This window comes from Paenibacillus sp. 05T425 (assembly GCF_056396205.1).
The window spans coordinates 165,486-190,997 of the sequence record NZ_JBFTLA010000001.1; the positions used below are offsets into that span (position 1 = coordinate 165,486).

At 49.4% G+C, this 25,512-nt stretch carries 13 protein-coding genes; 2 read left to right on the plus strand and 11 right to left on the minus strand.

What is annotated here, in order from left to right; translation table 11 throughout:
* Positions 1–14 precede the first annotated feature (14 nt).
* The 6 genes from AC1DF0_RS00635 to AC1DF0_RS00660 all read right to left on the minus strand — a co-directional run bounded on the left by AC1DF0_RS00635 (position 15) and on the right by AC1DF0_RS00660 (position 11,310).
* Positions 15–1,535 (minus strand): extracellular solute-binding protein, encoded by a 1,521-nt coding sequence (locus AC1DF0_RS00635; protein WP_477572743.1) that lies wholly within the window; start codon positions 1,533–1,535, stop codon positions 15–17.
* Between the two features lie 136 nt (positions 1,536–1,671).
* Positions 1,672–6,615, minus strand: a complete 4,944-nt coding sequence (locus AC1DF0_RS00640) for an S-layer homology domain-containing protein (protein ID WP_477572744.1) — start codon at positions 6,613–6,615, stop codon at positions 1,672–1,674.
* A gap of 12 nt (positions 6,616–6,627) precedes the next feature.
* Complete coding sequence (locus AC1DF0_RS00645; RefSeq protein WP_477572745.1) at positions 6,628–8,049, minus strand: DUF4832 domain-containing protein; 1,422 nt, start codon at positions 8,047–8,049, stop codon at positions 6,628–6,630.
* A 124-nt stretch (positions 8,050–8,173) separates the two neighbouring features.
* On the minus strand, positions 8,174–9,004 hold the full coding sequence (locus AC1DF0_RS00650; RefSeq protein ID WP_442048821.1) for a carbohydrate ABC transporter permease: 831 nt from the start codon (positions 9,002–9,004) through the stop codon (positions 8,174–8,176).
* Between the two features lie 20 nt (positions 9,005–9,024).
* On the minus strand, positions 9,025–9,894 hold the full coding sequence (locus tag AC1DF0_RS00655; protein WP_477572746.1) for a carbohydrate ABC transporter permease: 870 nt from the start codon (positions 9,892–9,894) through the stop codon (positions 9,025–9,027).
* 81 nt (positions 9,895–9,975) lie between these two features.
* The gene (locus tag AC1DF0_RS00660; protein ID WP_442048820.1) at positions 9,976–11,310 is read right to left on the minus strand and encodes an ABC transporter substrate-binding protein; all 1,335 of its coding nucleotides are present in this window, start codon (positions 11,308–11,310) and stop codon (positions 9,976–9,978) included.
* A 240-nt stretch (positions 11,311–11,550) separates the two neighbouring features.
* Here AC1DF0_RS00660 and AC1DF0_RS00665 point away from each other — a divergent pair, with 240 nt between their 5' ends.
* Together AC1DF0_RS00665 and AC1DF0_RS00670 are read left to right on the plus strand one after the other, a co-directional pair.
* Positions 11,551–13,089, plus strand: a complete 1,539-nt coding sequence (locus AC1DF0_RS00665; protein WP_442048819.1) for a glycoside hydrolase family 31 protein — start codon at positions 11,551–11,553, stop codon at positions 13,087–13,089.
* 24 nt (positions 13,090–13,113) lie between these two features.
* Positions 13,114–14,409, plus strand: coding sequence for a Gfo/Idh/MocA family protein (locus tag AC1DF0_RS00670; protein WP_442048818.1), 1,296 nt, complete (start codon positions 13,114–13,116; stop codon positions 14,407–14,409).
* A 312-nt stretch (positions 14,410–14,721) separates the two neighbouring features.
* On the opposite strand, the gene AC1DF0_RS00675 is transcribed toward AC1DF0_RS00670, so the two are convergent.
* From AC1DF0_RS00675 to AC1DF0_RS00695, 5 genes are all read right to left on the minus strand, one after another.
* Entirely contained in the window at positions 14,722–17,658 is a 2,937-nt protein-coding gene (locus AC1DF0_RS00675; RefSeq protein ID WP_477572747.1) for a DUF4832 domain-containing protein, read from the minus strand.
* A gap of 188 nt (positions 17,659–17,846) precedes the next feature.
* Entirely contained in the window at positions 17,847–18,857 is a 1,011-nt protein-coding gene (locus AC1DF0_RS00680) for a LacI family DNA-binding transcriptional regulator (protein WP_477572748.1), read from the minus strand.
* Positions 18,858–19,245: 388 nt separating this feature from the next.
* On the minus strand, positions 19,246–20,166 hold the full coding sequence (gene cyoE, locus AC1DF0_RS00685; protein WP_442048815.1) for a heme o synthase: 921 nt from the start codon (positions 20,164–20,166) through the stop codon (positions 19,246–19,248).
* A 139-nt stretch (positions 20,167–20,305) separates the two neighbouring features.
* On the minus strand, positions 20,306–22,681 hold the full coding sequence (locus AC1DF0_RS00690; protein ID WP_442048814.1) for a glycoside hydrolase family 95 protein: 2,376 nt from the start codon (positions 22,679–22,681) through the stop codon (positions 20,306–20,308).
* A 105-nt stretch (positions 22,682–22,786) separates the two neighbouring features.
* On the minus strand, positions 22,787–25,504 hold the full coding sequence (locus AC1DF0_RS00695; RefSeq protein ID WP_442048813.1) for a family 78 glycoside hydrolase catalytic domain: 2,718 nt from the start codon (positions 25,502–25,504) through the stop codon (positions 22,787–22,789).
* Positions 25,505–25,512: the final 8 nt, after the last annotated feature.

Sequence of the window (25,512 nt, forward strand, 5' to 3'; positions counted from 1 at the left end):
CGGGCTTTAGCATCTTAATGTTGGAGTTGGAATTCCGTGAACTGCTTGTTCAATTCGGCGAAAACAATGTCGAAGCCTGCCTTCTTGAGCGATGCGATTGCATCTTCGTAATATTGATCATAACTGGCCAACCCGAAAATAATGGGCTCAAGCTTTTCCTTATAGACCGCCATCACTTGCGCCATTTCATTTTTGACGGACGCCTCGTTGAAATGAAACCCGAATAGCTTGGAAATGCGAGAATTCTCGTCATTCGTAAGCATATCCTCGATAATGTCATCTTCCACACTGGCAGGCGCGATAAAATAATCCTTGTTCCGCCACATCCATTCGTACATCAACTGGTCATTGGTCAATTGCTTAATTTTACCGTTTTCCAGCTCATAATCTTTCCCCTCTACCCCATATATGATAAAATTGTAATTTTCTTTGCTATGCAAAATCCAATTCATGAACATCATCGCGCGTTCCGGATTTTCCGATGCGGAAGTGATCATAAAGGCTTCATTGCTTGGGGTCGTAATATACTTTGGCTTCTCCTTGGCCAGATAATATTCGCGGAGTCTCGCATTCGGATCGGCATTCCGTGCCGTCTGCAAATTTTCCATCGCTCTGGAGACCGCGCCTACACGAAAAAGAAGCTTGCCCGCATTTTCCTGATCGATCTTCGCTGCCGGATTGCCCACAAGGTTCATGTCGATGATCCCCTTGTTCACCCATGATTCGCGTAATTGAGCTACTTTTTTAAATATCTCAGACTCCACATAGCTCACAAGCTTCCCGGAATCCTCGTCCACCATAAACAACATTCGCTCATCCAATGAGGAATAGTTTCGGTCTGTCAGTTCGCGCCACAACATTTCATGCCCGCGATCGGTTTCCAAATAACCATAATAACTAGGATCTATCGCTTGCATGCCTTGATAAAACTGTTCTAAATCTGCGATTGTCTTAATGTCTGACATGCCGACCTTCTCCAGCAAATCCTGGCGGACCAAGACGGAAGAGAATTTCCCGGCGGAAGTGAATGCTTGGGACGGTATCGCCCAAAGCTTATCGTCGATCCGGTTCTGCTTGAAGTTCTCATCGGGAATATGTTTAATCAGATCATGCCCGTATTGGCTAAGAAGCTCATCTAACGGCCTAATATAACCTTTGGTGTAGTAGACGGAGACGAACGGTGCGCCATACCAGAACAAATCGTAATCTTCTCCGGTGGATAAGGCCAGTTCCAACTTTTGTTGGTAATTGGACCATGGGATATACGTCAATTCAAGCTTCATATTCAAATCTCTTTTCAGTCGGTCGTTCAATTCATTCTCAACGAAGTCTCCCATTCGCGCCGACAGATCGCCAGGCATAATCATTTTCAGGGTGACAAATGATTCTGGCGCGTCTTCCACCTTATTATCCGCTGTATCGTCATTCTGGGATCCTTGCGAATTAGATAATCCTGGGCTGATATAGTGGCTGAATAAGATGTATATAAGGGCTGCGAAAAAGATCGCAAACGTACCGATGACAGCAGGCTTCATCTTCTATCGCTCCCCCCCTTCCCCATAGAGTCTATGGTGCTAGTCTACACTAATTCTATTAACGTGAATACGCTTCCGTCATAGAACAGGAGCACATGCGCGCTAACGCCATGTGCTCCATTATTCATTTCAACAGTTAGTTTATAAATTGTACGTACTGCAGGAATCGTTTGATCATAACGGCGGCTTCAGCTCGGCTTGCGCTAGCAACCGGATCGATCGTAGTCTCTGATTTCCCTTTCATAATTTGAGCAGTGAGTAACTCAGCTATCGAATGTTTTGCCCAATCACTAATAGAACCGTTATCCATATAATTTCCAAGAACATTTTCATTTGCTTGGATGGATTTGTTCACATAGCTCAGAGCTTTGGCTAACATAACAGCCATTTGTTCGCGGGTGATTTGTTCATGCGGTCGGAATGAACCATCCGTGTAGCCGCTAATGATTCCCGCTTCAACCGCTGTTGCAATCGCATCTGCGAACCAGTCTCCTTTGGCTACGTCGCCAAAAGCGGCAGCCGAAGCTCGAGAACCGAGTCCGAGGGAACGAACGAGTATGGCCGTGAACTCTGCGCGAGTAATCGCTTTGTCCGGCGAGAAGCTGTTAAGCGCAGTCCCGCTAATAATTCGCTTAGTAGCCAGCAGTTCGATATCAGATTTGGCCCAATGTCCCTGAAGGTCGGCGAATTTTTTGCTGCCCGTTACGACCGTATAAATGCTATTCCCGTTTCGTTTGATCACAACCTCTGTATGTCCGCCGTTATCTTGAACAATCGATGGAACAAAATGGAATGTCCCTGTTTCCGGGTTGAATAGAAGTCCAGTCGTGTTCGCCCGGTCAATCGTTCCCGGTACAATAACCGATCTCTCTACGTAAGTGCTGCCAAAGCTCGTGATCTCGATCGACTTTCCGTTTGCATGAGCAAAAATTTTGTAATCCAGAGCAGGCGCAAGCAAGGTCAACCCTTCTTTGCTCGCTTGTTCAGCCAATAGATCCGCCGTACTGCCTGCAACTCTGTCAATAACAATACTGATCGTCATTGCATCAGGGCTCACGCCAAGCTTCTCCGCTAAAGCCGCCAGACCTAACGATTGGACAAGAACCTTATAGTTTCCGAAATCCGTCTGTATAGTAACTGATGCGTCTGGCAGGCCATTCCCCGCATTTACAAGTGCAGATGAAGGAATATGGACCTTCACGCTTCCGCCGTCATTAGTCAATTCGATTATGACCGAATTCGATTTGACAATAGTCGAATGGTTGAGAAGAGCTTGGAAAGCTTCCTGAAGCTTCTTCGAATCAATGGTTGCGATCGTTTCGGTTACGCCATTCTCGTTCGTTGTTCGAACAACGGTTGCCGCATCTTTCTCCAGCTTGATTCCTTTGTCCGTTAGTTCCGGCTCTGGCTGTGGTGATGAGTCGCCAGTAGACGGGTTCGGATTCGTATCCGACGCAACCGTCACCTGAAATTGCTTTTCCAGATTACCGTCAGAAGACTTAACCGTAATAACGGTGCTGCCGACGCCTACAGCCTTGACCAAGCCAGTAGCAGATATATAGGCAACTTTATGGTTTGCCGACGACCACACGACTCTGTTATTGCTCGCTTCTGCCGGCACTACCGCAACGCTAAGTTGGGTGCTGGTGTCTGGAGACAATTTAATCCGGTTCGACGTATTCGTCGTTAAACCCGTAACCCTTATCGGGGCTTCGGCATTGCTATTCGATACGACTACGCTGCCCAGATTCAGCCATCCGTTACTGTTCTGCTCCGCATTGGCGAAGTGGAATTTCTTGGCGTCCGCATTGATTTGTTCTAACGGATTCACGTAACGCATCAAGATTTGATAACTTCCATTGCTTAATGCCGGATTGCTGATCGATTCGAACAGCTTATTGTTATCAAATCCATTCGTATTAGGAAGAATGTCTTTCAAATCCCAACCTGAATCCCATGCTTTCACAATGCCATCTTCTGTTTGGGCAGCAAGCTCTACCTTCCAGTCGTAGTAGAACGGCGCTACTCCTTTGTTTTCAAGCTCTACCGCTACCTTCAAGCTTCCATCGGAAGCATCCAGGTAAGTTGCGGGCACATAATATTCATATCCCATGCTGCGTGATCCTTCAGTAGCTCTTGCCAACGGCTCTGTCTCGAGCGGCGTTTGGAATATGCCTTGAGCAATCAACCAGGATGCATGGGTGAGGCCCAAACTCGTGTAGTAATCCTCGCCTTGCGCCCCTTCAATTGGCGTCGATGGTTCATTGTATCTCGGCGGGTCATTGTTCCACATCTTCACTTGAATTTCCGGTCTCATCTCGCCGCCCATGCTGTTCTGTTTCCAGAATTCGGTTACTCCTGCGTCATTGACTCTCCCCCAGAAATGCCAGCCCTGTCCTCCCAAGCTTGGCGGGAGTGTCTGGAAAGCAAAGGAATCATCATGATAGCCGACATCAAAGTTTTTGGTTTTCAGTTCGCTGTTGTCCATTGGATATCGCAATACGAGCTGCGTTTCATCGAAGGCATCGTCCACAGCGGTAAGAACCCGTTTCATGTTGGCGTTGCTTGGCATGAGGTTTGGCGACTTGATATTCCCGTCATAAGGATACGTATGCCATTCGCCCCAGAAACCGATCAATCCGATCATGAGGGATGCGATTCGAGGATCGCCGTCATAACGCGATCCAAGCGCGCCAATGAAATTGTCCAACGCGCCTAATAGACGCTCGTCATTATAGTCAGGCGCTAAACTCGTAGCATCCTTGCCATTGTCGAATTCCTCGTATTGGTAAGTCGACAGCCCTTCATCAATTAGGAATTGCGGTATTCCTGAAGGTTTGTTCGGGTAGTCCAGATACACTCGGAATACGGACTGATTGCCTCTGGATGCCACCTCTTCAAGCCGTTTGTCCAGTTCCGTCCAATTAAAGTCATCCAGATTGTTCATCAGCTTGTTAAGCGGCAAGTAGAAAAATTCTAAGCTGTATGGCAGCTGCGTAGGCCGATCTCTCCAGTCATCGCCGACTTTGAAATAAGCTTCCTCGGATGCATCGTAGAAAGGAAGGAAGCCCTTGAGCGGATTGTCTACCGGTGCAGTCTGATACGAAAGCGCTTGTGTTCCGGCTGCCGTTGCCCAAGCTGGCGGGGCCGGGTGATCTACAGGATCTGTCGTTGATCCTCCTCCTGGTCCGCCGGTCCTGCCGGCTAAAGCATAGATGCCAATCTGGTCGATGCTGAGAACATTGTCGGATTGATTTTTCGGGCCGAAGCCGAATTGAATTTGAAGCACCTTGCTCGCGTCGAACTCGGCGTCGCAAGCATCGCAGCCCTGCCATTCGGATTGGGCGAATGCGCTCCAAGGAATGCGAACCATTCCTTTATAGCCTGAAGCGATGGATAAGGAGCCTCCGCCGAGCGTAGTTGCCTTCCAACCGTCCTCCGCATTGTAAAGCTGTACGACTCCTCCTGCTTTTAGCGAAAACTCTCCTTTTGGCGCATCCGTAACAAGCGAAAGGTTCAGATCCATATTTTTGTTGCTTGGCGACGTATGGTTGACCCAGAAGGTAAGTCCGTCAAATGCGGACCAATCCGTGTCGGTCCCGGTAAAGGCAGCACGCTTGATATTGACCCAATCGGATGTTGAACCGCCCGGTGGAGGCGTAACGGAAAACTTCATCGCTTGATCGCCATTCGACACATTCACGCGGTCAATCGAACGCAGCGCAGATGGTTCACCGGATTCCCAGTCTATTCTCCAGATGTTCTGCAAAGCAGCATCGTCCGCATAGCTTTCAAAATCATCCAATATTTTATCTGCCCGATAGAGAAGGATGTCATCGATTGTGACGACGTTATGAATATAACCCGCTGGCGGGTAGCCGAACTGCAGTCCGGTTACAACGCTTGGATCGAGCGCGGCTGCGCATGCTGCCTGATCGCCGTCGCACTGCCATGCGGATTGCACGAATTGATCCCAAGCGACCTTTACAACGCCTTTGAAGCCTGCGGGAACATTAAGCGAGCTTCCATTGAATCCAACAGGGCGCCAGCTTCCATCAGCTTCCATCGTTAAGGCTGATCCGCCTTCTTTCAAGCCGAACTCGCCTTTCGATACAGGCGTTTGAAGCGCGACATTCAAGCTGAAGTCCTTATTATCGTCTGTCGTATTGTCCACCCAGAAGCTTAAGCCGTCGAACTTGGACCAATCTTGTTTGTCGGCAGGGATGGAATGGATGATATTCGACCAAGTCGAATCTGCAATCGCAACCGCAAGTTTGAGGCCATTGCTACCGCTCGCTTCGCCAAGAGCTCTTGTAACGGAGCCCGGCTTATCGGACCACGCCTCCGTCCATGCTTCCTCAAGAGCAGCATCATCCGCATACGATTCGAAATCCTCGATGAGCCCCGGTTTTTCTGAACCGGAACCTGAGCCAGGACCAGGGCCAGGATCTGTATCGGATCCATATTTGTCCGTAAAGTAGATTTCATCGATATAGATGGTTCCTGTCGTATCCCAATGCGCTTGCGAGATTGCAATGCTCCAGATCGTTTGCGCTAGATCCACTTCATGATCAGGCAAGTCGATGACTAAGTCTTTATAGCTTGTCGTTATCGTATTGCCGCTGAATTGACCGAGCGTGTGAGTAACGCCGCCAATTCTAAGATTGACCTGATTCTCTTCGCCTCCGACGGCTCCTTTCACGCGAATGACCAGCTTACTCGTATCTGCAACATTGAGGCCGATATTCGTTTCCAACCATGACTCATTCTTATACTGCAGCGTTAATGCGCCGTCTTCTACGACACCAGCACCATTCCCGTTGGCAAACTTGGTTGCTGACGTAAATTGGTTCAGGTCATTCTTATTGTCAGCCCATGCCGGATTCCCGTCATAATCATCGACGAGCAGACGCTTGGCCGGATCTGGCGGCGATGTCGGAGGCTCTGAACACGTTGAATCGCAATCCCCTATCCGCACCGGCCCCATATTGAGCCAACCTTTGTTGTCTTGATCCGTATTCGCAAACCCTACTTTTTTCGCCTTATTGCTAATGTCCTCTAACGGATTGACGACCTTCATTACTAAATAATACTAGCCGTCATTCAAGTCAGGATCAGCAATGGTCGTATCAAAGTAATAAGGTTCGCCGAACGGGACGTACTTCGGATCGCCAGATACATTCCATTCCGGATAGGTTCTGATCTGCAAAGGCATAACTTTCGTCATATCCCAATCGGTATCCCATTGCTTTACAAGTTCCCCCGATACATTCTTGACTCCCAGCTCTACCTTCCAAGGATAAGAGAAAGGCGCAACGCCATTATTCTGAATGGTGACTCCGACCTTAAGCGGGTCGCCAGCAACAACATCATTATAATAGGCGCTCTTCACATTCAAATCGTAGCCCATCTTTCTCACGCCCGCGGCAACGGCAGCATTGTCGGCATCGTAGTTGCTAATGCCGCCTTGGTTAATCATCCACGTCGCATGAGTCAGTTCAATATCATCGATTGCATCATCGACATTTGCTCCGCCGCTGAACAGCTGGCTCTGAATTTCCGGGCGCACTTCTCCGCCAATCGATTCCGTTATCCATTTATTTTCCGAACCGGCTTCCAGCATCTTGGTCAAAAACGAGTAATAGGCTCCGCCCATACTCTCGGGCTGCGTTACGCTTTCCGGCGGATTACCTTCCTTGAATCCGAAGGAATCGTCATGATACCCAATATTAAACTCCGAAGCGCCAGGCAAGCCGGGATAACGCACCTCAAGCTTCGTTTGGTCGAAGGCTGCATCATATTCGGTGAATAGTTGTTCGATCGTTGCAGCGCTTGGCATGTAGTTCGGCAAGCCGTCCGCATCATCCTCGTCGTAAGGGTAAGTGTGCCACTCCCCCCATAAGCCAACGAGGCCCATATGGATAAATCCAATGCGCGGATCTCCATCATACTCTGCTCCGAAAGCTCGAATAAAGTTGGTCAAATACTCTACCATTAAAGGATCGTCATAATCGGGCTCGTCTTGGTTAAATGTAGCGTTATGACGCATGGCAACGCCGCTATCGTGAATAAACGCCGGTATGGCATCCTCTTTGTCCGGATATTCAAGATAGACTCGAATCGCCGCTTGATTCCCTCTTGCCGCAATGGCATCCAATGCCGGTTCTATGCCCGTATCGAATGTAAAGGAATTTGGGCCATCCATTACCGCTTTCAGAGGGATATAATACCATTCCAAGCTGTGGGGGAATGAAGTCTCCGTTTCCCACGGATAGAACGGCGCGAATCCTTTCAGCGGATTGTCCAGCGGGCTTGGAGCGTAGGTCAAGTCATGCTTGGTTAACGCACTATCTACCGCAGGGCTCGGATACGGATTAGCGGGTACGCGCGATGGATCCGGGTCTGCGCTTACAATGCCCGCGGCATTGCCAAACAACGTGCTCAATAACAAGCAAACAATGAGCATCACTTTGAATGATGCCTTCCACCTAACATGCACGGATAATGGTTTCATCAAAATCCTCCTCTTTCATAATTGAAAGCGCTGTCATTAATACATTTACTTCTTTGCCTATTCGTCATCTCCCACTCCTTAACAGGCTAATCCGGACTCATAGAAGTCCGGATACCTGCAAGCCTTAACCTTTATGCGCACTGAAGGCGATGCCTTCGATAAACTGCTTTTGGAAGATAAAGAAGAGGATAATCATCGGAACGACCGCCATAAAGGCGCCTGCCATTAACACCGGGTAATCCGTGCCGAACATGGACACTAACGTCGCTATGCCCGATGACAAGGTCATCTTCTCTGGAGAACTGTTAATAATAAGCGGCCATTGCAGCTCGTTCCATGCCCACTGCATTTGAATAATGACAATAGCTACCAAGGCCGACTTAACTAAAGGAAGCATGATATGCCAATAAATTTGAAACGGATTACAGCCGTCGAGAACAGCCGCTTCTTCCAGTTCCTTCGATATGCTCATGAAAAATTGCCTTAGAAGAAAAGTAGCAAAAGGGCTGATCAACGACGCAATCCAAAGAGCGGTAACCGTATTGACGAGTCCTAAGTCACTCATCATCATATATTGAGGCGTATAAAAAACAGGATTCGGCACCATCATGACCGATAGAATCAAGACAAATAGAAGGGAGCTTCCCGGAAACCGGATTCGGGCAAACGCATAGGCTGCCATCGAACTGAAAATAACCGGAAACACGGTCTTCATTACCGCCGATATAATCGTGTTCATATAATAATGCGGAAACGCCGATTGCTTGATTGCCTCGATATATCCTCTTAAGCTGGGGGCTTCAGGAAAATAACGAATCGGAATTTGCGTAGCTTCCGTCGTTGTCTTCAGCGAAGTCAGCACCATCCATACGAATGGAACGAGCATAGCGATGGCGCTGATAATAAGTACGATATGAATAACGGAGTTGATCTTCCTCGCCGACGAGATGTGCATCTGTCTGTCTTCCCCCTTCCTTAGTCGTAGAAGACCCATTTTTTCTGAAATGCGAATTGAATGCCTGTCAGTATTAGGTTAATCACGAGTAAAACATTAATGATGGCAGCGCCGTAATTGGGATTAAAATAAACGAAGCTGTTTTGGTAATAGGCATAAACGAGCGAACGAACCGCCGGAAGCGCAACATTCGTCTTCCCGATAATCAGATAGATGGAGTCGAAGATCTGCGTGGCTCCGATTAATAGAATGATGCTCGTGAAGAACAGGGTTGGCGTCAACATCGGAATCGTAATATAACGAAACTTGTTAAATCGCTTGGCGCCGTCAATATCCGCCGCTTCATAAAGCGATTTCGGTATGCCTTGCAAACCTGCGAGAATGAGCAGCATATTCATGCCGATTGCCCCCCACACGCCAACGATAACGAGCACGAACATGGCCGAATTGGAATCGGACAACCATGGAATGCGGGTTCCTAATAAATGGTTGATCAGTCCGAAGTCCTGTGCGAACAACACAACCCACACCATCGCTGCCGCGGCAGGCATCGTCACTTGAGGCAAGAAAAAAATAACACGGTAAATGGACAGCCCTTTGATCTTCGTATTCAGCAGAATAGCAAACACGGTAGAGAGCGCCAGTGTAATCGGTACAAACAGAGCAACATAATACAAGGTGTTGCGCAGATTTTGCCAAAACTCTTCGTCACGGACTAACTTCGCATAGTTATCGAATCCAACCCAATGATTGACGAGTCCGAAATTCTCCGACTGTTGGAATCCTAGCAAAATCGATTGGAGAACCGGCCACCCCCAGAATACTAGCGTGCCTACTAGAGTCGGTGCGATCATGAAATAGGCCCACATATATCTGCTTCTGGAATTCAATCTCACCACTCCCTATTCATCGGAGACGTCCCTTGATCTTAAAGGAACGCCTCCCGAATGACTTTCTTTTGGACGTTACGATTATTTCGTTTCTGCTATCGCTTGATTCATCATCTCGGCTACCTTCTTCGCGGCTTCCTCTACCGAGATAGCTCCGCCCCATGCCTGCGACATAATCTCAGGCTCTTTCGCGAACCATACCGGATACGCCAGCGAACCGCTTGGATACGGAATCGCGTCAGCTACTTGTTCCGTGAATACCTTCAGATTCAAATGAGGTCTCGACGTCAGCCACGCGTCTTGCGTGCCGTTGAATGCCGGTATAGCCGCACCCATCTCTGCCGTAATTTCCGCCGCTTTTTGTGATCCAAGGAACTTAAGGAACAGCCAAGCCTCTTCTTTGTTTTTACCGCTTGCGGACATTACGTTGCCGAGGCCGTTAATGATGTTGCCTCTTTTCACCTTGCCTGTAGGCAATTTCGCCCAATCCCATTTGCCTTTAATGATTTCGCTGCCGTCAATGTCGCTGATTCTCCACGATCCGTCGAAGATCATAGCCAATTTGCCGGATTTGAACATTTCGGTTGATTCCATATCCGTCATTTGTTGATGCGTCGGGGAAGCGCCGTCAAGGATCATTTGATAACGGGCTTGCAAGGCTTCGATTGCAGCCGGATCATCGTAACCCGATTTGGTTAGATCATCGGAAACAATGCTGCCGCCATTAGCCAAAATATCGTTCCAATAGCCGGTTTGCGTATCCAATTTCGCTCCGAAACCATAGATGCCTTTGTCAGGCTGGCTTAGTTTTTTGGCAACCTCGGCTAGCTTGGCATAATCCCAAGTGTCGTCCGGGTAAGGAATGCCCGCTTGATCGAACAGCTCTTTGTTGTACGCTAGGCCGATCGTGTCGAAATCTTTAGGCACGCCGTAGTTTTGGCCGCCGATCGTATAGATCGAAGCAAGATCCGCCGCATAATTGCTCAAATCGATTTCTCCCGATGCTACCTTCTCCGTGATCGGCTCGAGGAATTTTCCCGTAGCATATTTAACGAATTGGCCACCATGCATCCAGAACACGTCAGGCAACGTTCCGGCAGGAGCGGCAGCGGACATCTTTGTCCAATAATCGCCCCAAGGGATGACTTCAACCTTTACCTTGATGTTTGGATTTTGTGCCGTAAACTCGGTCGCAATGGCTTCCATCGCCGGCTGTTGAATTTTATCCCAAATGGAATAAGTAAGCGTTACGTTCTTTTTAGGCTCATCTTTCGTTTCACCGGCATTGCTGTTCGAACTGTTGTCCGGCGTGTTGTTCGCCCCGTTGTTCGTGCCGTTGCTGCATGCAGCGGACACTAAGGATAAAATCATCAAGACAACCGCAAGCATGAATGAAAGTTTGTTTCTTTTCACCATCTGACATCCCCCTAATAAATTGTTTAGGCAAAAATTTGCGTAAATTGTGATCCGCAGAATAGGTTGCCTCTTTACATGTTTAGTGTAATCGATCTGTATAACCGCTTTAAATGCCTCATTCTTAAGATTGGATGCCTAAATGTTAAGATAAAAAACGTTTGCATTACCCTACAGATTCATCCATACTAGCAGTAAATAATTGCGCAAATTATTTCATAACACAAATTGGGAGTGACTCCGATGACAAAGACTGTATTGCAAAGAGAGACTGGAGAATTCTGGTGGGGAGGCGTTATCAATGAAGGTCATCTGATGCCGTTCGGCGACCGACCTCATTCGCGCGATTTACGTTACACGGATGATAACCAAGCTTCCCCCTTATTGCTTTCTAATAAAGGAAGATATATTTGGTGCGAAGAGCCGTTTGCCTTTTCCTTTAATGAGAGCACCGTTACTATCGATCACAACCAGAAGCTCGGGCTTGAAGAGGGTCATGGAACCCTTCAAGGCGCTTATCGGCATGCGTGCCTCAACCATTTCCCGCCTTCCGGCGTTGCGCCTGACCAACTGGCTTTTATGGCCCCGCAATATTGCACTTGGGTAGAAATGTTTTACGAACCGACACAGGACAAACTTCTCCATTACGCGAGATCCATTATAGAGCACGGCTTCCCTCCAGGTGTGTTGATCATTGACGATAATTGGATGCAAGACTATGGAACGTGGGACTTCGAGAAGCATCGATTCCCCAATCCTGCCGAAATGATCCGTGACTTGCATGAATTAGGGTTCAAGATCATGCTTTGGGTATGCCCGTACGTGAGTCCTGACAGCATTACCTTCCGGCAATTGCGCGACCAGGGCATCTTGATGAAGCATGCCGATGGCACGCCTGTCCTTAGGAGATGGTGGAATGGGTACAGCGCGGTCGTTGATTATACAAGCGAAGAAGGCTCCGCATGGTTCAAGCAGCAGTTAGACAGACTGATCGAAGATTACGGGGTTGACGGCTTCAAGCTCGACGCTGGAGAACCGCTGTTGCCCGGCCTATTAGACGACGTTTCGCAGGATGTCGTATGGTCGCGTCCCGTCCTCCAAATGGAAGATACGGAATGCTATGCCCGCTTAGGAATCGGATACTCGCTTAGCGAATTGCGCATGTGCTGGAAACTCGGAGGTCAAGCGCTCATCCAGCGCCAACGCGATAAGACGCACACTTGGGAAGCTGCAACCGGACTCGGGGGACTCATCCCTAATGCTATTGCTCAAGGCTTGATGGGATATGCCTATAATTGTCCCGATATGATCGGCGGAGGGATGGATGGAGACATTAATTCGCCGAATTTCCGTTTCGATTCCGAACTTTTTATCCGCTTTGTCCAATGCTCGGCCTTATTTCCCGCGATGCAGTTTTCCATGGCACCATGGCGAGTTTTGAACGGAGATGAGTTGTCTTGGTGCATGGACGCGGTGCGGATCCGGACGGAGTTGGGTCCTCTGCTCGCCCAGCTTGCGAACCAAGCTGCAGGAGATGGACTTCCTATATTACGCAGTTTGGAATTCGTTTTTCCGCAACAAGGCTTCCACGCGGTTCAGGACCAATTCATGGTTGGCGATTCCATTCTGGTAGCTCCAGTCTTGAATAAGGGACAGAAGACTCGAATGGTACAATTTCCGGAAGGCCGATGGCTCGGCGATGACGAAAGCGTAGTCGAAGGCCCTGTTCAGGTCGAAGTGAATGCGCCTCTTTCCCGGTTGCCATGGTATCGCAAAATATAATCTTTACTTCGAGGAGATCAGCTTATGAAAACAATCAAATTAGCTGTAATAGGAGCAGGAGCTCGAGGTTTCTTATCCTATATGCCGTATGTTCAGAGGTTTCCCCGCGAGGTAGAGGTGGTCGCCGTTGCCGAACCCAACATGGATCGAAGAACGAGATTTGCGGAAGCATTAAACCTGTCTTCGGAGCAGCTCTATTCCACATGGGAAGAGCTGCTGAACGAGCCCAAGCTCTGTGATGCGCTCCTCATCTGCACGCAGGATCAGATGCATTACGAGCCTACGGTTGCGGCTCTCCGCAAAGGTTATCATGTCCTTCTTGAGAAGCCGATGTCCAATAACCCGATGGAATGCGTGCAAATGGAGAACATCGCTCGCGAAGAAGGGCGCTTGCTCTCGATCTGCCATGTTTCGAGATATACCCCTTTTTGGCAAAAAATGAAGCAGCTCATACATGACGGCGCGATCGGAAACGTCATGTCGATTCAACATAACGAAAACGTCGGTTACCTCCATTACGCCCATAGCTTCGTCCGTGGCAATTGGCGGAACGACACGCTCGCAAGTCCCATGATATTGGCCAAGTCTTGTCACGACATGGATCTGATCCGCTGGCTTGTCGATGCAGACTGCACGAAGGTCAGCTCCTTCGGTTCGTTAAGCCACTTCCGGATCGAGAACGCGCCTGCAGGCTCGACCGACCGATGTACGGATGGCTGCGAAGTCGAATCTGTTTGTCCCTATTCGGCATTACGATTTTATATGCAAGACATTGAACAAAACCCTTTTGCCGCACTCATAGCCGATCCTCCTACCGAAACGAATCGAATGAACGCCATATTGGGAGGTCCCTACGGCAAATGCGTCTACCGGACGGATAATAATGTCGTGGATCATCAAATCGTAAATATGGAATTCGAGAATGGCGTTACCGTTATGTTCAGCATGAGCGGATTTACGCGCGATATCAATCGTATCGTCCAAGTAATGGGAACCAAAGGAGAACTTCGCGGCGATTTGCTAAGCGGCCGTATCGAACTATTCGAATTCTCAACGGGCACGCAGTCCGTCATTCAAATCCCGATCAGCAGCAGCGGTCATCAAGGCGGCGACGATGGGATCATGCGGCAATTTCTGTCCGACCTCCGGAGCGAACGATATGTAGATACCTTGACCTCTGCGCAAGCCTCTCTGGAAAGCCATCTGATGGCCTTCGCAGCCGAGGAATCCAGGCTGGGCGGCGGTGCCGTTGTTGACATGAGGCTCTTCCGTCAATCTCTTATTGCATCGCCCCCGCTCCATGTGGAGACTGAGGTATGAAAAAGTGGCTCGAAGCGATTACGCTGCGAGCCTTTTTATTTGGTCTGAGTTTGATTGGATTTCATACAGCCTAATGGGCTGAATGACGTCTAATGGGCAGTTTGGTTGGATTTCATACAGGCTAATGGGGAACAGTTGGCGGAAATGAGCAAAATGGCCGAATTAGGCTGGATGTTTTCCACTCAAAGGGGCTTGATATGCCTGCTACAGGCAATTTGGTTGGATGATTTCCAGTCAAAATAAGGACAACGAACGATGAAGGAGCTATCCCTTGGGATAGCTCCTCATTTTATGGCGCTAATTTACCGCCGCTTATTCGAATCGAATCTCGTCTATCCAGACCGAACTGTTGCCTCCGTGCCAAAATGTCATCGTCAGCTGTCCAGGACTGCTGCGATCCACACCGTTCGAAACCAAATTGATTTCAATGTCTTTGTAGCTCGTTGTAATCGTATTCCCACTGAAAGCCGCCAATGTTTGAGTTACTCCGCCGATCGTGAGCTGCATATGACTTTGCTCGCCGCCGCTTGCGCCTTTGATGCGAATCACCATCTTCGAGTAACTTCCGATGTTCTGGGTAATGTCAGTGCCTAACCAGCCGTTGTTGTTATACTGAAGCTTCAATGCCCCTGATTCGATGACGCCCGCATTGTTTACGAATCCGTTAGCGCCTGCCCATTTGCCAAGATCATTCGTTCCCGGCCAGCTCGGTGAATTGTCGAAGTTATCCAACAGCAACCCGCCCGTTCCGCCGCTTCCTGCATCTGTCGTTACATTAACCGCTGCGCTGGATGCCGATAGATTGCCCGCCGCGTCCTTTGCTTTCACCGTATACGTGTATGCCGTGTTGGCATTCAATCCGCTATCCGTAAAGCTCGTCGCAGCAGATGTGCCCGCTTGGTTCCCGTTTCTGTAGATCACATACTCCGCTACGCCGACATTGTCTGTCGAGGCGTTCCACGCTAAGCTGACGCTGCTCGATGTTTTTGCAGGCACGCTCACATTCGTCGGCGCAGTCGGCGCTTGCGTATCGCCGATACTGCTGCCGCCGCTAATCTGAATGCGGTCAAAGTCAGGCGCCCATCCTGCCGGGTTGGAGAAATGGATGGTGTTATTGCCGGCATTCAACTGCACTTGCGTCTGAACGGTGCCAACCGCGGTCCAGCTGCCCGTGCTCGGCATATTGAGCGTAGAAGCCGCTCCTCCGTTAACGCGTATTTGCGCGGAACGAGCCTCGCCGCTGAGGTAAGTAACCGTCATCGTATACGTTCCCGCTGCTGACGCGTTTATTCCGTTAAACTGCAACGTACCGTCATTATTCCCGACATACCCCACCTTCGAACCTCCCGAGCATGTGCTGCACGTGGCAACGACCGCCGCTCCAGTCCGTGTATTCGTTGCGGCCTCAGCTTCATAAGCCGTCAATGTACCGCCACCTCCGGAAGCATTGGTGGTCGCACTTACAGAGCTGCTTGCGCCGGATATGTTCCCCGCTCCATCCTTTGCCCTGACTGTATAGCTATAGTTTGTACTCGGACTTAAACCCGTATCCGAATAGGTATTGCCGGTCGCAGAGCCAACCCATACGCCTCCGCGGTAAATATCATAACCGGTCACGCCTACGTTATCGGTTGAAGCCGACCACGTCAGACCGACGCTGCTCGAAGTCGTCCCGCTTACAGCCAGATTCCCCGGAACGCTTGGCGCCTGAGTATCCACGCTTCCGCCGCCGCTATACCCGCCATCATATGGAGTTTGAGTCAGGTTATACGTCAGCGTATTATCCGGCTTCAATGTATCGAAAGGTCCGATGTTCTGGTTAGCGGGATCCATGCCGATTCCGACTTTGCCAAGCGGTGTTCTGCCGCCTGTATAATAGTTCGTATTGGCGAATCTGGCGCTTGGCTTATAACCGTAAGGGTCGAGAATGGAAAGCGCCAAGGTGTATGTTCCCGCCGGCATATTGGATGGAATCGTAAAAGCACCGGAAACTTGTTGAACGGCTGGCGCTTGATTGTATTGGCGCGTCTGGCTATTCCAATCGTCACCCGGCATCCAATTCCGGATGTCCACGCCATTGAATATGCCTTTCCAAGCAACTGTCCGATCGCTACTCAGCAAACTAGCTTCCACCGGCCAATTGTAATAGAACGGCGCCGATCCTTTGTTCACGACCGAGAAGGACACATTCATCGACCCGCCAGGCTGCACACTGCCGGAATAGGTAGCTTGATTGATGACGAAGCGATAGCCGAATTCCTTCTGCATCAAAGCAGCTCCTTGCGAGACGGCGGAATTGCCCGCATCGTACAAATCAATCCATCCCAGACTTGTCGTATGTGTTTTTTTGATCCAGTCGATGACGTAGTCCCGATGGATCGGATCGTTTAACGTGTCATTGGGAGAATCACCCGGCTGAATATGCTTCTGCCCCCAATCGTAGGCAACCTCGCCGCCGTTAACTTGCGTTCTCCACACATTCCTTGCAGCAATGCCCTCCCCTCCCGACAGGTCATCGATTAAGGCGAAGGAATCCCACAGAAAACCGAAGCTATAATTTTGGAAGGTATCTGGATACCGCACCTGTACTTTCTTGTTTTGAAAAGCTTGCGAAGCTGCGTCGCCTAATGCCGTCTGGAACACGAGAGGCATCCGGTCGGTCCCGTCGGCGAGCTTATCCGGCCAAATATGATGCTCTCCCCAATTCCCCCACAGGCCTAACTCGATATAGGCGACTCTCGGATCATTATCCCAAGCTTGACCGAGCTTCTGGATGAAAGCGGTCAGACGGTTTTTCAATGTTTCCGTTGTCCATTGCGTTGTCACATCTCCATGAGGAACGCCTTCCGGCCAATACTCCCCTCCGTTCGGGTAGACGATGAACACGCGAGGGATTACCTTTTTATTCTGACTTTCAATCCCTGCCCATGCCGCATTGCTCCAATCCTTGATTTTCTGCACGGAGTCGGACGCCGCATTTTCCAAATCGGTGTATTTGATGTAGTGCTTGAACACAGTTCCGTATTCGTGATTCGAAAAACTGGTGTCATTCATAAACCGGGTAGGCCTAAATCCTTTAAAAGGATTTTTGAACGCTTCTTGCGTTTCCGTTAAGTTAACCGTAATCGGACCCACAGCCGCTGAAGCCTGGTCAAGAAATGGCACCGCAAACGAACCTCCTGTCAGCATCATAAACGACAACAATACCGTAAACGCTTTCATTACTGGCTTCGAAAATAAACCTTTCATTATTCATCCCTCCCATAATAGTGAAATCGTGCGCAAAATAATTGCGCAACTAATTTGCGCTCTTAGTATATTCTACCTTCGTTCTCTCCGTCAATCAAAATCATTCTAGGCAAACGTAAACGCAAAATAGCCGTCCCCAGATAGTAGTATCTGAGGACGGCTATTCGAATCCATTTATGGAGAGCGACCTATGCCTTAATCGCTTTGGAGCAGGATTCCCGCTCTATAATCTCGGTTTTTAGACTAATGGAAACCTCGGAAATGTTCTTGTTCGTAATTAATTCCGTTAACACTTTCACGATGATGGAGCTAATATCATATCTGAACCTTCGGACGGTCGTGAGCGGCGGAACCATGAACTCCGATAGCTTTAAATCATCAAATCCTATCAAGGAAACTTCCATAGGAATACGGATGTTCATCTCGGCCAATCCCTTCATGGCTCCGAATGCAATAATATCGTTAAAAGCAAATATCGCCGTGGTCGACGGCTGTTCGCTCATCAATCGCTTTACTGCCTCATAGCCATGTGCCGGATCGAAAGAACCCATTACAACATTGGTGTCCGACCAAGGCATTTCTAACTCACGAAATGCATCTTTGCATCCGTCCAATCGGTTTAAGTTAACGAGATGATTCTTTGGCCCCGCGAGCATCCCGATTTTCCGATGCCCCAATCCATGCAAATATCGAATCACTTCATAAGCGCCTTTTCGGTTATCGTAGTCAATATAGTTTTGACCGGCCTTATAGGTTCTTCCATTCGTAAATAAATACGGTACTCCGAGTCTGTTAAACTCTTCAAACATCTTATCGCCTACAAAAGGGTCAAATATGATGGCTGCGTCCACTTTTTGCTCGCTCAAAAGCTTATATGCCGGAGAGGACGGCAAGTCCGTGTAGTGTTTCGCGATATGAATCTGATGGCCGTATGCTTCGAATTCGTCCTTTAAGTGATTCAAGTCCGCAGAAGTAGACGGGTCATTATCGAAGAAGTCGTTATTGCCCGGTACGATTACGACTATCGTATAGGATACGCCTATCATTTTGGTCGGAGCGATCCCCGGCTTTAAATGTTCATTCGCAATATCCAACACTTTTTTGCGAGTCTCCTCGCTGAAATTGCCCTGGTTGTTCATGATCCTCGATACCGTACTAATCGAAACGTTTGCTTTTTTTGCAATTTCTTTTAATTTCACATGCGCTCCCCGCATTCTTAGGAAACTTTTTGCACAACAAGGAAATTATATCGTTAATAATCGTATTCAGTCAATCATGCGCAATAGCAAGCGTAAACGGCTGTCTCCGTCCTTGGCGGCAAAGCTAACGTTTCGCGGTGAATTCTAAGGAAAACCTTGATCCACAATCGTATTGTGTTCCGTTTTCGGATGAAAAGACTCCTGCTTTGTATGATTCTTCGTACAATGCTCCTGACTCCAATCCGACTTCCCGCACACTTTGTGTTATCTGAAGAACACTACCTATCTGAATTGTACGATCTCTCGTACAATGCTCTGGCTCTATGAAAATAAAAAGCCGAGAATCCTTAGTTCACAAGGATTCTCGGCTTTCAAACTCTTCGTCTCATTACAGCAACGGTGCACCTATGGAGTAGCCGACGATCATCAGGAGCAGCACCGTAATGTGGTTCAATGAGAAAATGAACATCGAACGAGCCCACTTATCCTCCGGCTTCTTGCGGTACCCGTTAATGCTCAGGATCAACCAGCCCAAGGTCAGGAGCGCATTCGCCACGGCGATGAACGGATTGAACGACCAGAACAAGAAGCTGCAAAAGAACAACGCTACCAAATACGCGTTCATCTGCAAGTATGTCCGCCGAATCCCCTTGACTACCGGCAGCATCGGAATGTTGGCCGCCCGGTATTGCTCCATGCGGCGAATCCCGATCGCGTAAAAATGAGGCATTTGCCAAATCACCATTAACAGAAACAACGCAATGGCTCCAGGATGCAAAATGTCGGGCGCAATCGCGGCCCAACCGATCAATGGAGGCATCGCGCCCGACAAACTTCCAACCTCCGTATTATAGATCGTTCTGCGCTTCGTCCACATGGTGTAAGGCACGACATAGAGGAACAGCCCCAGAAAACCTAAGAACGCGGAAAGCGGAGAAGCTATATACAACGCGACCACGCCGCCAAGGGCAATCCACGTTCCAATGAAGAGCCCGCTTCCGAGGTCAACGATTCCGGATACGGTAGGCCTGTTTTTCGTCCGCTCCATAATGCTGTCGATATCGCGATCATATAAATTATTGAAGACGCCGGCCGCTCCGATAACAAGGGCAGAACCGACCAAAGCAAGCACGATATTGCCGATCTTGTCGAAGAACGACAAGTCATGGACGAACAACGCCATGCTAAGCCCGGCGATCATGGCGATGAGGTTCGACTTGATGATGCCAATCTTTATCGTTTCGAAGACGACCTTCGTGACCGAGGTCGGAATATGTTCGATACTTGCCGTATTGGGTTGTACTCGCATGACGATAACACTCCCTATAACTCATTTTTTAAGTATAGGTTACCATAATGTATCGTTCATGTGCCGTTCTAAGGCCAACCCTCATCATTCTGTCAAAAACCTGTGTCGCTTTCGTGAATAATGCCCTTGCACTCGCGTGCTACTTTGCCGTTATCCGATATCGTTTCCCTGTCTCCACGGAAAACAGATGCGATTCATCGGAAGCTCTAACCGTCTTTATTTGACGCTGATCTTCCCAAACCTCGATGTCTGGACCGCACTTTATGGTGCACGTTTGATCTTGGCTCGAAACAATCTCGGCTTCGGTCAGCTTCCCTTGCGTCCACTTCATGCTCACTTCGAATCCTCCGCGCGCTCTTAATCCAGTGACGAGTCCACTTGGCCACGCATCTGGCAGAGCCGGAAGAAGCTCCAAATATCCTTGATGGGATTGTAGCAGCATCTCGGCGATTCCGGCTGTAGCCGCAAAGTTACCATCAATTTGGAATGGCGGGTGAGCATCGAAGAGATTCCCGTAAACCCCGCCTCTGTGATAATTATCCGGTTCGTTTTCCTTAACAAGCGTCAATAAGTTCGAAATGAGCTGCTGCGCGCGGTTACCTTCCCTGAACCTGGCCCACAATCCGATCTTCCAGCCGAGACTCCAGCCCGTTCCGCCGTCGCCTCTCCGCTCAAGGGAAGTCTTGGCTGCCGCAAAAAGCTCCGGAGTCGCGTCCTCGGTTATTTGCCGTCCCGGATAAACCCCGAACAAGTGCGACACATGCCGATGGTGAACGTCTTCGTCGTCGAAATCTTTGGACCACTCCTGCAGTTGTCCGTGTTTGCCGATTTGCAGCGGCAAGAGCTTGTCTAAAGCTGCCGACAACTCGTTTCGGAAGGCTTCGTCAATCTCAAGCTCCTCGGAGGCTTCGATGCAGTTCGTGAACAGATCCCAAATCAGGGTCAAATCCATCGTAGTTGCCGAACTGACACCGTTTTTACCCTCTTGATGAACGAATTTATGCTCGGGCGAAGTGGATGGAGACGTAATCAAGTACCCATCTTCATTTTCGTACAGCCAATCCATACAAAATTCAGCCGCGCCTTTCATAACGGGATAGGCTTTATCCTTGAGGTATTGTTTATTGCGCCCGAATGTGTAATGCTCCCACAAATGCTGGGATACCCATACTCCCCCCATCGGCCAGTATGCCCACACCGGGTCACCGTGACCGTAGTCGCCTACCGGGGCGGTTTGGGCCCACAGATCCGAATTATGATGCGCGACCCATCCCTTCGCCCCGTAATTGATTTCGGCTGTTTGGCTGCCGTTTGCCGCTAAGCGGGCAATGTAGTCAAGGAAAGGCTCGTGCATTTCGGCCATATTGCATGATTCTACTGGCCAATAGTTCATTTCCGCATTAATATTGAGCGTATAGTTGCTGCTCCATGGCGCGCGGGTGTGCTCGTTCCATATCCCTTGCAGGTTCGCCGGCTGCGTACCTGGACGCGAGCTGGAAATCATCAGATAGCGGCCGTAGTGAAACAGGAGCTCGACCAAGCCGGGATCGCTTCCACCGTAAGCGGCAATTCTTCGATCCGTCGCCATGTCATCCGGCGCCTTGCTTTCTCCAAGGCGAAGCGTAACCCTATTGAACAGCTTGGCAAAATCCGAAACATGCAAGCCCCGAACGTCCTCGTAGCTTTTGTGTTTAACTTGTTGCAAATAATGTTTGGACGTTTGCTCAGGGTCGCAGTCATTGCTAGCCATACCAATCCGCGTATCGAAGTCGGTGGCTGCGCTGAAAAATAAGGTTGCGTTGGTTGCGCCGGACACGTGAATACCGTCGTGTGTAACCCGAGCTTCCCCGCCTTCATGAGCAACAAACATACGACCGTGGAATCGCAACGCTTCCGATTTCGCCGGATCTCCGTAACGAATCGGGGCGTCGGTCGGATAATAACTCGGAGATACATGTACCGGCGCAATGCCTTGAATAGCATATTCCCCCTCCGAAGCAGAGGTTTCATAACGCAGCGGACTATCCAGATTCGCGCGGAAGCTTAAGTACCCCGTACGGTTGCATTGAAGACGTATCACAATCAGTTGATCGGGGTGCGAGGCGAACATTTCACGCGTATATTCCACATCGCCGATTTTATATTTCACGGAACAGATGCCTTGCTCAAGATTAAGGTTTCGCAGGTACGAACTGGCGTGATTGCCGTGCTCCATGAACAGTCGTAAATCCCCGAACGGCAAATACGATTGCGTATACGGTCCAAGCATTCCCTTGCTGAGCCGCTCAGCTTCCGCGTATTCGCCTTTGGCGATAAGCTCCCTTACCCTCGGCAATATCTCCTTGGCTTCGGGATTATTGCCGTCCTGAGGATAGCCGGACCACAACGTATCCTCGTTTAACTGAATTCTCTCGCTCTCTACACCGCCGAATATCATGGCGCCCAGTCTACCGTTACCAACGGGTAGCGCTTCTGTCCAATGCATTGCAGGCGAGTCATATTGGAGTTTCAACATGGGTAACCCTACCTTTCTTTCTGGCTCAAAGGATTCGTTTCTATCCTAGCAATCCTCATGGACCTGATAAAGGTTTAATCCTAACTTCTTGTTGTACAGAACTATCTACTTCAATGATCCTACCCCGTCCGTGTTGATGGAGAACCTGAACTTTCCTGACCCTATCGTTGAGTGCTCCGCTGGAATGGACTTCAGCCTAATCTCAGCCGTCGCTCCAACCGGAATCTCGACATCTAACGTTATACCGGCATCATTGCGAACGCATTCCACGCGAATAAGACCATATGGACTCCATATGCTGCCTCTCACTGTTTCGATGAGGTCCGTTAACGACGGTTCAATAATCAACTTCCGATACCCCGGCTCCTCTGGCCGGATGCCCAGAACATAAGAGGTCAGCCATTCCTTCACATGCCCCATCATGGCGTGATTTCTGGAGCGGACCATCGTGCCGTGCCATAATTCTTGATAATTCCAATATTCCGGAAGCGTGGTTAGCCCGTTATCGACAAAGTATTTATAACTGGGCTGCGTATCATTCGTGACCATGCGATATACGACATCGCTTGCACCATAACAGCCTAACGTGGCGAATACTTGCTTCAATCCCACTTCGCCAGAGGAGAGATGATCATCCCTGCGCCGAACCGCGTCCTTCAGAAACGTCACGGCAAGATCAATATTTTCCTTCCATCCGATGCCGCTGAAGAGAACGCAGCCGTAGCTCGCTTGACTGTCATTTCCGTAACGTCTGCTTTCCGGTTCATAACAATCTGCGTGATTGTGGAATTTACGCTGAACCTCTTCCGCTTTCAAACGGTAAATCACCGTATCCTCGTGATGCCCGGTCAGCTCCGCGATGCGAACCATGATGCTTAACATATAGTAATAGGCGCAGTTTTCCACCAACACGGTCGGAGTGCTTTCGTTCAACTGCCCCCAATCCCCCATCTGCGCATAACCGATCAGAAGCGAATCTTGCGTATGCGTTTCCAGATAATCCAGATACGTTGTCATCGTCTCGTAGGCTCTTCTTAATAGGGTGATGTCGCCGTAAATTTGATAGTACTCCCAAGGGGTCAGAATACAAGCGCCGCCCCAGTTCGGGTCTCTGTGAAGTCCGACGATCCGATAATATTCGGGCGCTATGGCAGGTACATACCCCTTGCCCTCCGGATCTCCGTTTCGATTATCTTCTTCGGTCGTTTGCGCATCAATCATATCCTGCGTAATCTTAGGAATCCATGACCGGATATCGTACCCGGAAGTAATCGAACGGAACATGAGATGCGACGTCTCCAGCCAACCCAACTTCTCGATTTGCGGGCAGTCCGTAAATGAAAAATACATGTTGCTTTCGATCGAGCGTTCCGTTAATTCATGGACCCTGTTCAAGACCGAATCGGAAGTCTCGAACGTCCCCGTCTTCTCGTTGGCCGCTCTTAGTACGCAGCAATTGAAATTATCTACTGTTGCTTCACCTGGAAACCCGGATACTTCTACGAATTGAAACCCCTGATAACAAAAGATCGGATGCCAAGCCTCATCGCCAACGCCTTTCACGGTATAACGATTCGTAATGCTGCAGTTATATTTCTTCGACTCGCTTTGCGTACAAGATGCTTGATCGACGCCTGTTCCTTCCGCGTTCAGCATCTCCGCCGGATACATGGAGATAACGGTCCCGTGATCGCCCGCAGTCGTACCGCGGAGAACGAGCTCCGGAAATCCGGCAACGTTCCTCCCCATATCAACGAGCCAGTTGCCGTTATCCAGCTTCGTAACGGAAGCGGCGGGAAACTTCTCGATCATCCGTATAGGAAGAAATTCTCTTCCTCTTAATGTTCCCAGAGGCTTCTTCATGATGGCCGCATCATTCCAACCGGTTCGGTCCATGCCCGGTAAGTCCCAGCCATCTAACTCTACAGTGGCATCGTAATCTTCGCCGCCATACCAGTTATTGAACGTAATCGGACTGTCCGTCAGCTTCCAAGTCTCGTCCGTTGCCGCAACGATCTCGACTTCGCCGTCGTCGTAGGTGACCTCTACTTGAGCGAGCACCTTTTTCTCCCCGTAGATCCCTTCCCTTGTATAACCGCTGTCATTTTTCTGATACCGATGCTCGGGCGCTTCTGTCCCATCCTCAAGCGTCATGACCGGATTTACCTTAAAGTTGACGTATTGGCCGTTGCCGATTACGATGCCTATCGCATTCGAGTCGCGTCGCAGCATGTTCGTCACATCGAAGGTTTCATAATAAACGGTCTGCGAATAATCGCTTTCGCCAGGATGAAAAAAGGCATCGTCCAGCCTCTGGCCGTTTAACGTGGCGTGGAATAGTCCCAACCCGCTTATATAAGCGCGCGCGTGAGCAATCTTCCGTTCGCTCTTCAGCTCGAAGTCGTACGCAACTTGCGGCGCCGCTGACGGATTCGCGTTCATGCCGTCCCCATGCCCGATCCAGTTAGCGGTCCAATCCGACTCGTTAAGCAGTCCCATTTCCCAAACCGCGATCTCGCTCCACTCGGACTCGATATCCTCCTTATCCCATACTTTCACTGTCCAAAACACTCGTTGTCTGGACCTCAGCTGTTTGCCCGCATATTCGATAGCGAAAGGTCTCGAATCGAATACTTTTCCGGAATCCCATACATCGCCGATTTCTTGCCGCAGATGCTCCTGTGTTGAAGCGGCTAGAATGCGATAAGCCGTTTGCGCTTGATGAGAGACGTCCGACGTCAGCGTATAGCTAAGCAAAGGATTCATGCTCTCCAGCCCGATCGGATTTTTCAAATATTGCACTAGCAAATTAGATAGGATCATTGCTTTGA

Bases quoted from the DNA above. Each gene is read 5' to 3' on its own strand.
- AC1DF0_RS00635 (WP_477572743.1), bottom strand. From the start codon at position 1,535: ATGAAGCCTGCTGTCATCGGTACGTTTGCGATCTTTTTCGCAGCCCTT.
- AC1DF0_RS00640 (WP_477572744.1), bottom strand. From the start codon at position 6,615: ATGAAGGTCGTCAATCCGTTAGAGGACATTAGCAATAAGGCGAAAAAA.
- AC1DF0_RS00645 (WP_477572745.1), bottom strand. From the start codon at position 8,049: ATGAAACCATTATCCGTGCATGTTAGGTGGAAGGCATCATTCAAAGTG.
- AC1DF0_RS00650 (WP_442048821.1), bottom strand. From the start codon at position 9,004: ATGCACATCTCGTCGGCGAGGAAGATCAACTCCGTTATTCATATCGTA.
- AC1DF0_RS00660 (WP_442048820.1), bottom strand. From the start codon at position 11,310: ATGGTGAAAAGAAACAAACTTTCATTCATGCTTGCGGTTGTCTTGATG.
- AC1DF0_RS00665 (WP_442048819.1), top strand. From the start codon at position 11,551: ATGACAAAGACTGTATTGCAAAGAGAGACTGGAGAATTCTGGTGGGGA.
- AC1DF0_RS00670 (WP_442048818.1), top strand. From the start codon at position 13,114: ATGAAAACAATCAAATTAGCTGTAATAGGAGCAGGAGCTCGAGGTTTC.
- AC1DF0_RS00675 (WP_477572747.1), bottom strand. From the start codon at position 17,658: ATGAAAGGTTTATTTTCGAAGCCAGTAATGAAAGCGTTTACGGTATTG.
- cyoE (WP_442048815.1), bottom strand. From the start codon at position 20,166: ATGCGAGTACAACCCAATACGGCAAGTATCGAACATATTCCGACCTCG.
- AC1DF0_RS00690 (WP_442048814.1), bottom strand. From the start codon at position 22,681: ATGTTGAAACTCCAATATGACTCGCCTGCAATGCATTGGACAGAAGCG.
- AC1DF0_RS00695 (WP_442048813.1), bottom strand. From the start codon at position 25,504: ATGATCCTATCTAATTTGCTAGTGCAATATTTGAAAAATCCGATCGGG.